This is a genomic window from Streptomyces sp. NPDC048623 (genome assembly GCF_040650755.1).
Lineage (GTDB): Bacteria > Actinomycetota > Actinomycetes > Streptomycetales > Streptomycetaceae > Streptomyces.
In genome coordinates this window covers 202,714-217,666 of the sequence record NZ_JBEZHV010000010.1, presented here as the reverse complement: position 1 = coordinate 217,666, position 14,953 = coordinate 202,714, and the positions used below count along the sequence as shown (strand labels likewise).

The 14,953-nt window shown below is 73.8% G+C and carries 14 protein-coding genes; 8 read left to right on the top strand and 6 right to left on the bottom strand.

The window, feature by feature from the left end; genetic code table 11:
• Window positions 1–4: 4 nt before the first annotated feature.
• The 4 genes from AB0C73_RS17550 to AB0C73_RS17535 all read right to left on the bottom strand — a co-directional run bounded on the left by AB0C73_RS17550 (window position 5) and on the right by AB0C73_RS17535 (window position 3,134).
• Window positions 5–676, bottom strand: a complete 672-nt coding sequence (locus AB0C73_RS17550) for a hypothetical protein (RefSeq protein ID WP_362530438.1) — start codon at window positions 674–676, stop codon at window positions 5–7.
• A 17-nt stretch (window positions 677–693) separates the two neighbouring features.
• Complete coding sequence (gene htpX / locus AB0C73_RS17545; protein WP_362530437.1) at window positions 694–1,611, bottom strand: zinc metalloprotease HtpX; 918 nt, start codon at window positions 1,609–1,611, stop codon at window positions 694–696.
• 277 nt (window positions 1,612–1,888) lie between these two features.
• Window positions 1,889–2,341: a hypothetical protein gene (locus AB0C73_RS17540; protein ID WP_362530434.1), complete on the bottom strand. Its 453-nt coding sequence runs from the start codon at window positions 2,339–2,341 to the stop codon at window positions 1,889–1,891.
• 136 nt (window positions 2,342–2,477) lie between these two features.
• Window positions 2,478–3,134: a TetR/AcrR family transcriptional regulator gene (locus tag AB0C73_RS17535; protein ID WP_362530432.1), complete on the bottom strand. Its 657-nt coding sequence runs from the start codon at window positions 3,132–3,134 to the stop codon at window positions 2,478–2,480.
• 154 nt (window positions 3,135–3,288) lie between these two features.
• Between AB0C73_RS17535 and AB0C73_RS17530 the strand changes: the two genes are divergently transcribed.
• From AB0C73_RS17530 to AB0C73_RS17505, 6 genes are all read left to right on the top strand, one after another.
• Entirely contained in the window at window positions 3,289–4,710 is a 1,422-nt protein-coding gene (locus AB0C73_RS17530) for an FAD-dependent oxidoreductase (RefSeq protein ID WP_362530429.1), read from the top strand.
• Complete coding sequence (locus AB0C73_RS17525) at window positions 4,707–5,552, top strand: SDR family NAD(P)-dependent oxidoreductase (protein ID WP_362530427.1); 846 nt, start codon at window positions 4,707–4,709, stop codon at window positions 5,550–5,552. The genes AB0C73_RS17530 and AB0C73_RS17525 overlap by 4 nt, the downstream gene beginning before the upstream one ends.
• Window positions 5,549–6,976 (top strand): MFS transporter, encoded by a 1,428-nt coding sequence (locus AB0C73_RS17520; RefSeq protein ID WP_362530425.1) that lies wholly within the window; start codon window positions 5,549–5,551, stop codon window positions 6,974–6,976. The genes AB0C73_RS17525 and AB0C73_RS17520 overlap by 4 nt, the downstream gene beginning before the upstream one ends.
• On the top strand, window positions 6,973–7,149 hold the full coding sequence (locus AB0C73_RS17515) for a hypothetical protein (protein ID WP_362530422.1): 177 nt from the start codon (window positions 6,973–6,975) through the stop codon (window positions 7,147–7,149). The genes AB0C73_RS17520 and AB0C73_RS17515 overlap by 4 nt, the downstream gene beginning before the upstream one ends.
• Window positions 7,150–7,278: 129 nt before the next feature.
• Window positions 7,279–7,623: a DUF4333 domain-containing protein gene (locus AB0C73_RS17510; protein WP_362530420.1), complete on the top strand. Its 345-nt coding sequence runs from the start codon at window positions 7,279–7,281 to the stop codon at window positions 7,621–7,623.
• Between the two features lie 252 nt (window positions 7,624–7,875).
• Window positions 7,876–11,250 (top strand): pyruvate carboxylase, encoded by a 3,375-nt coding sequence (locus AB0C73_RS17505; protein ID WP_362530417.1) that lies wholly within the window; start codon window positions 7,876–7,878, stop codon window positions 11,248–11,250.
• Between the two features lie 166 nt (window positions 11,251–11,416).
• On the opposite strand, the gene AB0C73_RS17500 is transcribed toward AB0C73_RS17505, so the two are convergent.
• Together AB0C73_RS17500 and AB0C73_RS17495 are read right to left on the bottom strand one after the other, a co-directional pair.
• The gene (locus AB0C73_RS17500) at window positions 11,417–12,430 is read right to left on the bottom strand and encodes a HEAT repeat domain-containing protein (protein WP_362530415.1); all 1,014 of its coding nucleotides are present in this window, start codon (window positions 12,428–12,430) and stop codon (window positions 11,417–11,419) included.
• A gap of 36 nt (window positions 12,431–12,466) precedes the next feature.
• On the bottom strand, window positions 12,467–13,135 hold the full coding sequence (locus AB0C73_RS17495) for a HEAT repeat domain-containing protein (RefSeq protein WP_362530413.1): 669 nt from the start codon (window positions 13,133–13,135) through the stop codon (window positions 12,467–12,469).
• A 138-nt stretch (window positions 13,136–13,273) separates the two neighbouring features.
• Between AB0C73_RS17495 and AB0C73_RS17490 the strand changes: the two genes are divergently transcribed.
• Both AB0C73_RS17490 and AB0C73_RS17485 read left to right on the top strand, forming a co-directional pair.
• On the top strand, window positions 13,274–13,858 hold the full coding sequence (locus AB0C73_RS17490) for a TerD family protein (RefSeq protein WP_362530410.1): 585 nt from the start codon (window positions 13,274–13,276) through the stop codon (window positions 13,856–13,858).
• A gap of 31 nt (window positions 13,859–13,889) precedes the next feature.
• Entirely contained in the window at window positions 13,890–14,951 is a 1,062-nt protein-coding gene (locus AB0C73_RS17485) for a hypothetical protein (protein ID WP_362530407.1), read from the top strand.
• The last annotated feature ends 2 nt before the right edge of the window (window positions 14,952–14,953 follow it).

The following is a 14,953-nucleotide window of genomic DNA, read 5'->3' as shown; positions in this document are numbered from 1 at the left end:
CCGGCTACCGTCCGGTGACCAGGCCCGGCGCGCCCCAGACCGGGAACCATCGCTCCATGTCAGGCTCCATCGCGAGGTCACCCGCGAGCAGGCCCCTGACCTGCAGTTCGAGCGCGTTGTCGCGGGTCTCGGCACGGTCCGCGCGCGGTGCGAAGGGATAGAAGGTGCCGCGCTTGTAGAGATAGACGAGGGCGAGCTCGCGCGCCGCTTCCCCCGGCGCGTGGAACGCGGTCAGGGAACACAGCAGGTTCGGGCCGAAGCCCGCCTCCTCGAGCAGCGCGTTGACCGCGTGCAGGTCGTTGACCAGCGTGATCAGGTCCTCGGCGGGACGGCGGACGGTGATCCAGGTGTAGCCGTACGCGTCCGAGGTGTACGTCACGGGGTACGACCCCGGGGACGCGTCCGGCCCCGCACCTGGACCCGCACCCCCGCCCGCGCCGCCGTCCCGCTCCGGCGGCGCCTCCACCACCTCCACGTCCAGGAGATCCCGTACCTCCCCCTTCAGGCGCGCGAACGCGCCGCCCTCCACCGCCGCGAAGCACACCGACCCGGACCCGGCCGGCACGAAGCCCGTACCCGCCTGGAGGGTGATCGCGGCGGCCGGAAGACCGAAGAGGCGGTCCAGATCGGGCCGCACCGGCCGGCTGCGCCCGAGGATGCTGTCGAGGAGTCCCACCGTCCTCACACCCGGCCTCACGCCTCGCCCAGCTGCGCCGAGATCCGCGCGAGCTGGTCGAGCCGCTGCTCCAGGGTGGGATGGGTGGAGAGCAGCCGGCTCAGGCTCTCCTTGGAGGAGAACGCGGGCGCGAACCAGAAGGCGTTGTACGGCTCCGCCTTGCGCAGGTCCTTCGTCGGGATCCGGGCCATCTCGCCGCTCACCTTGGTGAGCGCGGAGGCGAGGACCGACGGGCGGCCGGTGAGGAGCGCGGCGGCCCGGTCGGCGGCCAGCTCGCGGTAGCGGGACAGCACCCGGGTCAGGAAGAAGCTGACGATGTAGACGACGGCGCTGACGACGGGGACGAGGAGCACGGCGATGCCGAGGGCGTTGTCCCGGCTGCGGCCGAGACCGCTGTAGAGCGCGACCCGGGTCATGATCCCGGCCAGCACGCCGAGGAACGACGCGATGGTCATGACGGCGACGTCCCGGTGCGCCACGTGCGACATCTCGTGTGCCAGGACCCCCTCCAGCTCCGCCGGCTCAAGGCGCCGCAGCAGTCCCGTGGTGACGCAGACCAGCGCGGTCTTCTCCCCCCGGCCGGTCGCGCACGCGTTCGGCACGTCGCTCTCGGCGATCGCCACCTTCGGCTTCGGCATGTCGGCGAGCGCGCAGATCCGGTCCACGGTGCCGTGCAGTTCGGGCGCCTGCTCACGGGTGACCTCGTGCGCGCCCATCCCGAGCGCCGCGATCCTGTCGCTGAACCAGAACTGCCCGACGAACAGCGCGCCGGTGATCAGCAGGATGATCGGCCAGGACCCGCGCAGCAGCACGAGCAGGAGGCCCACGAAGACCACGTAGAGCAGCCCGATCAGGAACATCGTCGTCGCCATCCGCGTCGCGAGCCCCCGGTCGGGGGCGTAACGCGAGCGGGCCGACAACCGTGCTCTGGCCATCCGCGCACCCTCTTCCACGTGCCCCCACGAGCGGCCCCCTCCTGCCAGTGTGCTCCCCGGCACGCCGAATCGGGGCGCCCGGCGATTTCGGCATCCCGCTTCCGCCGTACGGGAGACGGGACGGGCCCCTTGCCGCTACCGTGGTGGTGGGCCCGGCCTCGCACCTCCCCCGTGTGCGACGGCCGGGCCCGCCTGTGTCACTCCCCGGACGGGTCGGCCGGCGGGACGGTGGAGGGCAGCCCGTTGCCGAGCACACGGAGCCGGTCGCCGGGGCCCGTCACGCCCCCTGTGTGAACACCCAGGCATCGCCCGGCCGTTCGGGCCGGTCCCGGACCACCCGCAGGTGCGGGACGGCGTCGGAGTCCTCGTCCTCCTCGCCGACCTCGACGAGGAAGCGGCCCTGGGCGTGCAGCTCGTGGACGGAGGCCCGCATGCCGTCCGGCTCCCCGTCGCCCGGCGCGATGCCGAGAAGTCCCGCCAGATCGCCCCAGCGCGGCTCGTCCGCGTCCAGGTACCGGTCCAGGCGGACCGCGGCCTCGGGCACCGCGCCGCCGTAGACGCGGCCGAGGCGCTGGATGCGCTCCAGGAACTCGGCGGCCCGGCCGCTGATCCCCCGCGGGAGCGAGCCCGCGCCGCCCTGGACCGGGATGAACCAGGTGTCGTACGCGACCCCCGGCGGGTCCAGCTCCTTCAGGCTGTACGTCCGCTGCCCGTCTCCCGGTCGCCGCATGGGTCCCGTCCTTTGCTCTCCGCCTCGTGGGGGCACCCCATCACGGTGACGGCCCGCCACGCCCGGGCGGCAGGCACCGACCAGGGGGCGCGAAGGCGCACACCGCGGCGCGCGCGAGCCCTCAGGGCCCCGCCCCTCACCCCTTCCCGCCGGGCCCCTCCCCGTCGAGGACCCCCGTCACCACCGCGTGCAGATGCCGCCGGAAGCGGTCCGTCATCGCCAGGTCGCGCGGGCCGAGACGACGCCCCGCCGGGTCGATGACGCCCGCCTTGGCGAAGGAGTGGGTGGTCCAGACGATCGTGAAGACCAGCATCTCGACGTCGACCCCGGCGCCGAGGCCGGCGCGGTCGAGGACCGCGCGGACGGCGGCGGCGACCTCGGCGACGAGCGGTCCGGCGAACTCCGTCTCGATCTCTTCGAGGTCCGCGCCCTCCGAGAGCCAGCGCCGCATCCACAGCGCCGGGACCTCGGGGTGGCTCAGACAGAAGGAGAGATACGCGTCGACGAAGCCGAGCAGTGCGACCCGGGTCTCCGCCCCCGACGGGCCGCACGCGTGCAGCTCCTTCAACGCGGCGGTGACGACGTCCCGTTGGGCGAGATGGGCGCCGCGCATCACCTGGCGGTACAGCTCGGGCTTCGCGCCCACGTGGTACGCGACCGTCGCGATGTTGAGGCCGACGGCCTCGCCGATCGCGCGGGTGCTGGTGGCGTCGTAGCCGCGCTCGGCGAACAGTCGGGTGGCTGCCGCCAGGATGCGTTCGCGGCTGGGACCGTCGTCGGGCTGGGTGCTCATGCCCCCGAGGCTACACGGTGATCACACCCCGGCCACCCACCGTACCGGACCGATGTCAATCAGTTGCTGGAGGGAGAAAGGCCAGGTCAACGGGGATTGTCAGGCTCTCCATCATTCGATTGAATGAGCGTCCTCAGGGAAGGGAGGGCCCGGTATGGGACCTGGTAGGGGATCCGGTACGGCGGGAGCGGCGAGGGTGGCGGTGATCGGCGCCGGGGCGGCGGGACTCGCCACGGCCAAGGCACTGCTCGACGAGGGCGTGGACGTCACCGTGTTCGAACGCGGCGAGCGGCCCGGCGGCCTGTGGGCGCGCGACGACTCCGCCGGGACCTCGCCCGCGTACGACAGCCTGCACCTCAACACCAGCAAGGGCCGCACCGAGTTCGCCGACCTCCCGATGCCGGCCGGGTGGCCGGACTTCCCCTCGGCCGTGCTGATCGGCGCCTATCTCGCCGAGTACGCCGACACCTTCGGGGTCACCGGCCGCATCCGGTTCCGCACCGCCGTCACCGCCGTACGCCGTTCCGGCCCGGCCGCCCCCTGGCAGGTCGACTCGCACACCACCGGCGCTTCCGGCACCGGGACGGTCTCCGAGGAGTACGAGGCCGTCGTCGTCGCCAACGGGCACAACCGCGAGCCCAAGTGGCCGGCCCCCGCCTACCCCGGCACCTTCGACGGCACGCAGCTGCACGCCCACGCCTACCGGAGCCCGGAGGTGTTCGCCGGCCGCCGGGTCCTGGTGGTCGGCATGGGCAACTCCGCCATGGACATCGCCGTCGACGCCTCGTACGTCTCCGAGGGCCCCGTGCTGCTCTCCGCCCGGCACGGCACGCACATCGTCCCCAAGTACCTCTTCGGCCGCCCCGCCGACGCGACCGGCGGCGCTCTCGCCGTACTGCCCTGGCGCATCCGGCAGACCGTCGCGCAGACCGTCCTGCGCCTCGCGGTCGGCACGCCGCAGCGTTACGGGCTGCCGCGGCCGGCCGGCGGGCTCTTCCAGAACCACCCGACGATCAGCGACACCGTCCTGCACCGGCTCACCCACGGCGAGATCGCCGCCCGCCCCGGCATCGAGCGGCTCGACGGCGGCCGGGTGGTCTTCACCGACGGCACCGCCGAGGACGTCGACGTGATCGTCTGGGCGACCGGCTACCGGGTCACGATGCCCTTCCTCGACCCCGCCTGGACCGGCGGCGACCCCGAGGCCCTGCCGCTCTACTGGCGGGTCTTCCATCTCGACGACCCCACCCTCGCCTTCGTCGGCCTGATGCAGTCCACCGGCGCCGCGCTGCCGGTCGTGGAGGCGCAGGCGAAGCTCGTCGCCGCGTACCTCGGCGGCCGGTACGCGCTGCCGCGGCCGGACGAGCAGCGCGCCGCCGTCGCGCGCGCCTACGCCGCCGCCGTACGCCGCTGGGGCGACAGACGGCCCATGATGCGTGTCGACTTCGACCAGTACGTTGCCGCGCTGCCCCGCGAGATCCGGGCGGGTGTCCGGCGGGCCGCCCGCGGCGTCCCCACCCTGTCGCCGCTGTCACCTCGGTCCAATCCGTCCTCGAAAGCGCAGGCGTCCGCATGAGAAATCCCCGGCTCAGCCGACGCCACGACCCCCGAGGGCGGCGGGTCCTGATCACCGGCGCCTCCGGCACCATCGGCCGCGCCCTCGGCGAGCGGCTCACCCGGGCCGGGGCGCAGGTGGTCGGCCTCGACCTGCGCCCCGCCGGCGACATGCCGTTCCCCGTGCTCGCCTGCGACGTCACCGACCTCGGCGGCGTCACCTCCGCCGTCGCCGACGCCCTCACCCTCCTCGGCGGACTCGACCTCCTGGTGAACAACGCCGGAGTCGGCGGGCCCGCCCCGGCCGAGTACACACCCGGCGACGAGGTGCGCCGCCAGCTGGAGATCAATCTGCTCGGCACCTGGCGGGTGACGGCCGCCTGCGTCGACGCCCTCGTCGCCGCGCGCGGCCGCGTGGTGATGGTGGCCTCCCGGATGGCCGTCATGCAGCTCCCGCTCGCCGCCGCGTACGGCGCCTCCAAGCGCGCCATGGTCGCCTACGCCGACGCGCTGCGCCTGGAGCTCGCCGGCCATGTCGCCGTCAGCTGCGTGTATCCGTCGGCGGTACGGAGTCCGATCCACGACTCGACGCGGGCGGCCGGTCTCTCGCTGGAGGGCATGAGTGTGTACGAGCCCCTGGACGGCGTCGTCGACGCGATCGTGCGGGCCGCGCTCGCGACCCGGCCGCGGCGCGACGTGACCACGACCCGCAAGGGCGCGGTGGAGTTCTTCCTGGCCCGCCATCTGCCCGCGCTCACCGACCGGATCGTGGCGCGCGCACTCGCCGCGCGGGCCGCGGCCGGTGCCTTCGACGGGGCCGCCCTGGCCGCCGGTGTGGTCGAGCGCCGGCGGAGCCGGCCATGACGCCCCCGGAACAGCCTGGCGCGACGACTCCGCCCCCGCCCCCGGCCTCCGAGCCGGCCGGGCTCTCCGCGCAGGCCCCGGTGCCCGCCCCCGGCACCCAGCCCCGGGCCGGCCGTACGACGCTCGCGCTGTACGCCACCGGCTCGGTCGGCATGGGCGTCTGGGTCACCGTGCCCGGGCTGCTGCTGCTCTACTTCCTCACCGACGTCCTCGGCGTCCCCGCCGCCCTCGCCGGTCCGACCCTGCTCCTCCCCAAGGCCGTCGACATCGTCGTCCACCCGCTGCTCGGCTCGCGCTCGGACCGGGAGGCGCGGCGGTCCGGGCACCGGCGCCGGATGATGCGGACCGGGCTGCTGCTCGGCGTGGCCATGGCCGCGATGTTCAGCGTGCCGCCGGTGCTGTCGGGACCGCCGGCCGCGCTGTGGGTGGGCGGCTGGTTCGTGGTGGGCAATCTGCTCTTCGCCGGGTTCCAGGTGCCGTATCTGACGACACCCTCCGACCTGCGCGTCGGCTACCACGAGCGCACCCGGGTCTTCATGTTCCGGATGGTCCTGCTGACCGTCGGACTGCTCGGCGCGGGCGTCGCCGCGCCGGTCCTGTCGGCGGCCGGCGACCGGGGCGACTACACGCGGATGGCGCTGCTGCTGGCGCTCGTCATGAGCGTCTCGGCCGCTGTGGCGCTCGCCGGGGTGCGCCGACTCACCGACGCGTGCGGCTTCCGGCCGCCCGACGCGCGGGCCGGGCACTCGACGCTCGCCGACCTGCGGGTCGCCTGGCGGGACCGCGACTACCGCGCGCTCGTGCTCTCGTACCTCTTCACCGGCACGACCACCCATCTGTTCCTCGCCGCCCTGCCGTACGTCACCGAGTACGTCTTCGCCGATCCGCGTCTCACCGCGCTGCTCATGGGCCTGTTCCTCGGTCCCGCGCTGTTCGCGGGCCCGGTGTGGACGGCCTGGTCGCGGCGGATCGGCAAGCAGCTCGGACTGCTGCTCTCCCAGGGCGTGTTCGCGGCCGGCTCGCTGGCCCTGCTCGCGGGCGCGGCGCTCGGCGGGACGGCGGGGGTCGTCGTCACCGCCGGTGTGGTGATGGCGATGGGCATCGCGTTCTCGGGGCTTCAGCTCTTCGCGTTCTCGATGGTGCCGGACGCCGTCGCGGCGGCGGAGGCGGCGGGCTCGTCGAAGGCGGGGGCGTACACCGGGGTGTGGACGGCCACCGAGGCGACGGGCACCGCCGTCGGCCCGTACCTCTACTCCGCGGTCCTTGCCCTGGGCGGCTTCGCCTCCCGTACGGCGGGGGAGCCCGTCACCCAGTCCGGTACGGCGCTCAGCGCGCTGCTCGCCGGGTTCACCGTCGTACCGGCGCTGCTGATGGGCGTCGCCCTGTGGTTCCAGCGGCGCTGCACCCTGGACCGTGCCGCATGAGCCTGACGACGACGCCGGCGGGCGGATCGGCCGAGTGGGTGGCCGTGGCGGCCACTGATCACCGCCGACTGCCTGACGCGCACACCCCACCGACCACGTGCTCAGCGAAACTCACCGAGACCGATCTGGACATCTACGGGGCGAAGAGCCTCCCGGCCACCTGGGACGTGTGACGGCCGCCTCGATCCCCGCGCCCCGAGTCCCGTACCGCGGATGGCCGTTGAACTGCCGCTATGCTCCTGCTTCCTTGATCAGACCTTCCTTGATCACATCTTCCCCGGTCAACCGAAGCGGAGTCCTCCATGTCCATATCCCGGCCGTCCGCGGCAGCCCTGGCCCTCTCCACCGGCGTCCTCGGCATGCTGCTCGCGGGCTGTTCCTCGTCCGGTCCCGCGAAGACGTCCGCGCCGGACCCCTCGGCGCCGACTCCGAAACTGTCCGGGGAGAATCTGATCGCGAGGGTGGCGGACCGGATGTCCGCCTCACCGGATCAGGTCGTCTGCCCGCAGGAGCTCGTCGGCACGGTGGGCAGCACCACCACGTGCAGGCTCACGTCCGACGACGGCAGCAAGTGGGACGTGCTGGTGACCGTCTCCTCCGTGCAAGGCTCCGAGATCGCCTTCGGCATCGACGCCACCAGGCCGTGACGCCGCAGGAGCGCACGGGGCTTCGGAAGTGCCAGGGCCCCGTCGGGCCGACGCTCCCGTCCCCACCGCTCCGAAGGGCGACCCATTCTGCGCCACCCGGGCGAGCCCGCGCCCGATGATCCATGTCACTGCGCCGGGACCTTCAGACCGTCGTCCGGGAGCCCTTAGCGTGACCCGGACGAGTCGGCCGCTTGCCGAGTGCGATGTGTCGCCGAGTGCGACGCGGGGACGCCCCGGGTGAAGGGATCAGAGATGTTCCGCAAGGTGTTGGTCGCCAACCGCGGGGAGATCGCGATTCGCGCGTTCCGCGCCGGCTACGAGCTGGGAGCGCGCACCGTGGCCGTGTTCCCGCACGAGGACCGCAATTCGCTGCACCGCCTGAAGGCCGACGAGGCGTACGAGATCGGGGAGCCCGGGCACCCCGTGCGGGCCTACCTCTCCGTGGAGGAGATCATCCGGGCGGCCCTGCAGGCCGGCGCCGACGCCGTCTACCCGGGGTACGGATTCCTGTCCGAGAACCCTGAACTGGCCCGGGCCTGCGAGGACGCGGGCATCACGTTCGTCGGCCCGTCCGTGCAGACCCTGGAGCTCACCGGCAACAAGGCGCGCGCCGTGGCCGCCGCCCGCGCGGCCGGCGTGCCCGTGCTCGGCTCCTCGGCGCCCTCCACCGACGTCGACGAACTCGTCGCCGCCGCCGAGGAGATCGGCTTCCCGGTGTTCGTCAAGGCCGTCGCGGGCGGCGGCGGCCGCGGCATGCGCAGGGTCGAGGACCCGTCGGCGCTGCGCGAGTCCATCGAGGCGGCGGCCCGCGAGGCCGAGTCCGCCTTCGGCGACGCCACCGTCTTCCTGGAGAAGGCCGTCGTCGACCCCCGCCACATCGAGGTGCAGATCCTCGCCGACGGCCGGGGCGACGTCATTCACCTCTACGAGCGCGACTGCTCCGTGCAGCGCCGCCACCAGAAGGTCATCGAGCTCGCGCCCGCCCCCAACCTCGACCCGGCCGTACGGCAGCGCATCTGCGACGACGCCGTGAAGTTCGCCCGCCAGATCGGTTACCGCAACGCCGGCACCGTGGAGTTCCTCCTCGACCCCGACGGCAACCACGTGTTCATCGAGATGAACCCCCGCATCCAGGTCGAGCACACGGTGACCGAGGAGGTCACCGACATCGACCTCGTCCAGTCCCAGCTGCGCATCGCCGCCGGCGAGACCCTCGCCGACCTCGGCCTGTCCCAGGACTCCGTCGTCCTGCGCGGCGCCGCGCTGCAGTGCCGGATCACCACCGAGGACCCGGCCAACGGCTTCCGCCCCGACACCGGCATGATCAGCGCCTACCGCTCGCCCGGCGGCTCCGGCATCCGGCTCGACGGCGGCACCACCCACGCCGGCACCGAGGTCAGCGCCCACTTCGACTCCATGCTGGTCAAGCTGACCTGCCGGGGCCGGGACTTCCGCGCCGCCGTCGGCCGCGCCCGCCGCGCGGTCGCCGAGTTCCGCATCCGGGGCGTGTCCACCAACATCCCCTTCCTCCAGGCCGTCCTCGACGACCCGGACTTCCAGGGCGGCGCGGTCACCACCTCCTTCATCGAGCAGCGCCCCCACCTGCTCACCGCCCGCCACTCCGCCGACCGCGGCACCAAGCTGCTCACGTACCTCGCCGACGTCACCGTCAACAAGCCGCACGGTCCGCGGCCCGAACTCGTCGCGCCGACCACCAAGCTGCCCCGGCGGCCCGGCGGCGCGCCGCCGGCCGGCTCCCGGCAGAAGCTCCAGGCCCTCGGCCCCGAGGGCTTCGCCCGCAGCCTGCGCGAGTCGCCGACCCTCGGCGTCACCGACACCACCTTCCGCGACGCCCACCAGTCGCTCCTCGCCACCCGCGTGCGCACCAAGGACCTGCTCGCCGTCGCCCCGACGGTCGCGCACACCCTGCCGCAGCTCCTCTCCCTCGAATGCTGGGGCGGCGCCACCTACGACGTCGCGCTGCGCTTCCTCGCCGAGGACCCCTGGGAGCGCCTCGCCGCACTGCGCGAAGCCGTACCGAACATCTGTCTCCAGATGCTGCTCCGCGGCCGCAACACCGTCGGCTACACCCCGTACCCGACCGAGGTGACCGACGCCTTCGTGCAGGAGGCCGCCGCCACCGGCATCGACATCTTCCGGATCTTCGACGCCCTCAACGACGTCGACCAGATGCGGCCCGCCATCGACGCCGTACGGGAGACCGGGACGGCCGTCGCCGAGGTCGCGCTCTGCTACACCTCCGACCTCTCCGACCCCCGCGAGAAGCTCTACACCCTCGACTACTACCTGCGGCTCGCCGAGAAGATCGTCGCCGCGGGCGCCCATGTCCTCGCGGTCAAGGACATGGCCGGTCTCCTGCGCGCCCCCGCCGCGGCCACGCTGGTCTCCGCGCTGCGCCGCGAGTTCGACCTGCCGGTGCACCTGCACACCCACGACACCGCGGGCGGCCAGCTCGCCACCTACCTCGCGGCGGTCCAGGCCGGCGCGGACGCCGTCGACGGGGCCGTGGCCTCCATGGCCGGCACCACCTCGCAGCCCTCGCTCTCGGCCATCGTGGGCGCCACCGACCACTCCGACCGGCCCACCGGCCTCGACCTGCAGGCGGTCGGCGACCTGGAGCCGTACTGGGAGAGCGTCCGCAGGATCTACGCCCCCTTCGAGGCCGGTCTCGACTCGCCCACCGGGCGCGTCTACCACCACGAGATCCCCGGCGGCCAGCTCTCCAACCTGCGCACCCAGGCCGTCGCCCTCGGCCTCGGCGACCGCTTCGAGGACGTCGAGACCACCTACGCCGCCGCCGACCGCATGCTCGGCCGGCTCGTCAAGGTCACCCCGTCCTCCAAGGTCGTCGGCGACCTCGCCCTCCACCTCGTCGGTGCCGGCGTGGCCCCCGAGGACTTCGAGGCGACCCCCGACCGGTACGACATCCCCGACTCCGTCGTCGGCTTCCTGCACGGCGAACTCGGCACCCCGCCCGGCGGCTGGCCCGAGCCCTTCCGCACCAAGGCCCTGCGCGGCCGCGCGGGCCCCAAGCCGCCCCAGGACCTGACCCCGGACGACCGCGACGGCCTCGCCGAGGACCGCCGCGGCACGCTCAACCGCCTGCTCTTCCCCGGCCCGACGAAGGCCTACGAGGCGCACCGCCAGGCGTACGGCGACACCAGTGTCCTCGACAGCAAGGACTTCTTCTACGGGCTGCGCCCGGGCAAGGAGTACGCCGTCGACTTCGGCCCCGGCGTGCGCCTGCTCATCGAACTGGAGGCCATCGGCGAGGCCGACGAACGCGGCATGCGCACGGTCCTCTCCACACTGAACGGACAGCTCCGCCCGGTCCAGGTCCGCGACGAGGCGGCCGCCGCCGACCTCCCGGTCACCGAGAAGGCCGACCGCTCGAACCCGGGCCATGTGGCGGCCCCGTTCGCGGGCGTGGTCACGCTCGCCGTCGCCGAGGACGACGAGGTCGAGGCCGGTGCGACGGTGGCCACCATCGAGGCGATGAAGATGGAGGCCTCGATCACGGCCCCGCGGAGCGGCCGGGTCTCACGGCTCGCCATCACCCGCATCCAGCAGGTGGAGGGCGGCGACCTCCTGGTGGAACTCGCCTGACCCGGCGGGCGGCCGGGGCCGCGGTTCACGGCTCTCGGTTCCCCGCAGGCGGGACTTTCGACACACGCCCTGGCGGCCGCAGTGCGTGTCCGGCCATGGAGGGGGAGAGGACGGGCCGGGCACGAGGCGGCGCGCCGTACGAGCGGTCGTCGGTGGCGTGGCCGCCTCAGTCGGCCGCGCGCAGCGACAGCACGTATGCCGCCGTCAGGGCGACGCCCGGGTCCGCGTCCTCGGCCAGCTCCGCGAGGGCGCGGGAGGCAGTGTCGCCGGGGACGCCCGCGAGGGCCTGGGTCAGCCGGCGGCGCGCGGCGGGTTCGCGGCCGCTGCCCGCGAGCCGGCCGACCAGGCCGGTCCCGATCCGGTCCGCCACGGCCGGGTCGGCGGCGAGCGCGCTCAGCGCGTCGGCGGCGTCGCCGTCGTTGCGCCCCACGACGACCATCTCGACGAGCGTCGGGATCGCGTCCGCCACGCCGCGCGCCCCGAGCGCCAGGGCCGCGTAGCGGCGGACCACGACGTCGTGGTGGGCGAGCGCCTCCGTCAGGAGGGCGGTCGCCGCGCCGTCGGGGAGCTCGGCGAGGGAGCGGACGGCCCGCTTCCGTACGGCGGCGGTGGGGGAGTCGAGGCCCTTGGCGAGCAGGGGCAGCCCCTCCTCGGCCGCCGAGGACGACTGGGCCAGGGCCCAGCGGAGCGCCCCGGCCACATTCGGGTCCGACTCGCTCAGGACGGCCTCGACCAGCGCCTCCACCGGCAGGGGAACGTCCTCGGCCGCCGACAGGGCCGCGCGCTGCCGCGCCCCCGGGCTCTTCGAGCCCAGGGCCTGGAGCAGCGCGACGACCTGGAGGACGTCCTCCCAGCAGGCGGGTTCCGCGGCATCGATCCGGCGCAGCCGCGTGAGCAGTTCCGTCTCCGCCGCGATACGGTCCCGGGTCCCGCGGATGAGGTCCTCGACGAGCCCGGCGGGCGCGAACGCGGGGTCGTCCAGGGCGCGCCCGACGTCGCGCAGCGAGAGGCCCAGGGACCGCAGGCTCTCGATGTGGAAGACACGCCGGATGTTCTCGTCCGAGTACTCCCGGTAGCCCGTGCCGGTCCTGCCCGTCGGCCGCACCAGACCGAGCGCCTCGTAATGCCGGAGCATGCGGGCGCTCACCCCCGACCGCCGCGCGACCTCACTGATCCGCACCGCCCACCACTCCTTCTGCTCTGCCGTTCACAGGGTTTAGGGCCTGTCCGGCGCCCCGCCGAGGGCCACGATCCGCTTCGCCTCCTCGATCGCGAACCCGAAGTCCGCGTCCGGGTCCCGCCACAGACGCTCCGTCGCCAGCGCGTGTGCCCGCACCCGGGGCTCGTGGTGGGTCGCCGCGGTGCCGAGCACCGGCAGCATCACCTCCCCGAGCGCGATCAGCGCCCGGCTCAGGCTCCGTTGCGTCTCGGGCCCGCCACGCCCCAGCTGCGTCGCCAACCCTACGGCCAGCGCGTGCTCGGCACCTTCGGGCACGAGCACGACCGCCGCCCGCCAGGCGCTCCGGGCCACCTCGTCGTCGGCGTCGGCGAGCAGCGTCGGAGTGATCACCGGCCAGGCCCGCCGGTCCCCGACCTTGGACAGCGTGTGCAGGGCCTGGCTCCGCGCCCGCGCCCGCGCCGAGCGGACCTCCTCGACGAGCAGGGGGACCGTCAGCGGCGCCGGGTGCCGGGTCAGCGCCCACGTCAGCATCTCCCGTACGGAGAAGTCCGGTTCGACCGCACACCGCCCGACGAGCGGGCCGACGAACCCCGGATCCGGGTCCGTGCCGATCGCCAGGGCCGCCCGCAGCCGTACGGACGCGCTGTCGTGCTCCAGGCCCCGCAGCGCCCGAACGGTCTTCGTGTCCTCTGTCGACAGGGTCATGAGGTCACCTCCTGGGCGGCAGCGAAGACCTTGTCACCGTGTCAAGGTCAAGCGCAGCCGGGACCCGTCGCCGGGAACCGCCGGGGGCCCGGGCGGACTCTGGATGTTGTAGACCCCTCGACGAAGGAAGACCCGCGCATGATCACGCTGACCAAGGAAGACGGCCCGGCGGACCTGGACGGAGTGACCCACCTGTCCATCGGCGTGTCCTGGGACCCCACCGCCGGAAGCTCCGGCGGCGTGCTGGGCAAGCTGCGCCGCAAGACCGGCACCGACCTCGACCTGATCGCCGTCGCCATGCAGGGCAGCGACCCGGTGCGGCTCGCCGGGCTCGACTCGCTCGACCCCATGGGCAACCGCTCGCTGGTCCACAGCGGCGACAACCAGACCGGGCACGGCGACGGCGACGACGAGACCGTGACCGTCGAGTTCGCGCGGATCCCGGCCAACATCACGTCGATCGTGTTCGTCGCCGCCGCGTACAAGAAGGGCAGCTCCTTCCAGAAGGCGCGCAACATCAGCTTCAAGGTCTACGACGCGACCGGCGGCAGCTCGCAGCAGGTCGCCGACATCTGGCCGAGCCTGCTGACCCAGGACAACGGCTGCGCCGTGGCCAAGGCCATGCGCGTCGGCGGCGCCTGGAAGCTCGAAGTGATCAACACGACGGGGAAGATCAAGCAGGGCGACGAGCACGCCCTGATGCGGTTCGCGGTCAGCAAGTGACGGGCACGCGGGAGCGGGCACGGGGGCTGTGGTGAGCGAACTGCTCTACGGCGAGCGGTCGTGGAATCCGCTGGCGCGCACGGTCGAGCTGACCGGGGACGGACTGCGCAGGGGCGGCCGGACCACACCGCTCGGCGAGCTGAACCTGGGGGCCATGGCCGAGGCGTACCAACGCGGGTACTGGCTGGGCGGCGGAGGGTCCGAACGCCCCCTCGACCGGCTGCCCGAGGGCCCCGGCGTGGTGCCGGTGACCCGGATCACCGGCACCAGCAAGCCGGTGAAGGTGCGTCAGACGGCCGAGTTCGCCCGCCGCCTGGGCGATCTGGCGGTGCGGCTGAGCGGCGGACCGGAAGGCGTCGGCGCGCTCGCGCAGCACGCCTGGAGCGAGGGCGTGCCGCTGTGGATCGCCCGGCGGTACGCGCCGGGGCCGGCCGGGCCCGTCACGGTCGCCGTGGACCGGCGCCTGGTGCGGGTGGACGTGTGGGGGCCGCAGGCTCCCGTCGTACGGATCCGGGCGCCGTACGGCATCCTGAGCGAGGCCGCCGATCCGGCGAAGGGTCTGCGCGTGACCGTCGGTGACGCCACGGCCCGCCTCACGCTCACCAAGAAGCTGCGCAAGTCCAAGAGTTCGGTGGCGCTGCAGTGGTCCGGACGGCAGTGGGTGCTGCGGCGCGCCGACGCGACGAGCTCCTGGCTGCTGCGCGACGAACAGCGGGTCGCGCTCCTGACGCGCCCGCCGCGCCGCCCGGCGGCCGACCCGGACTCCGTCCTGCTGCCGCTCGCCCCGGTGCGCCACGAGGGCCAGGATCCGCTGGACGCGGTGATGGCCCAGGTGTTCGCCGTCTCCTTCGGCCTCGGCGACACCACCGGTCTGGCCCGCTTCCGCATGGAGCGGCGCCAGACGAACGGCGGCGAGCCCCTCGCCACCGACGCCGACTGGGACCGCTCCTGGTTCAGCAACCTGGGCACCGGCGGCGACGACAACGAGTCCGGCGGAGGCGACGGCTGGGGCTCGGACGGCGGTGACGGAGGCGACGGCGGAGGCGGTGGGGGAGACGGCGGAGGCGGTGACGGCGGCGGGGGCGGCGACTAGGG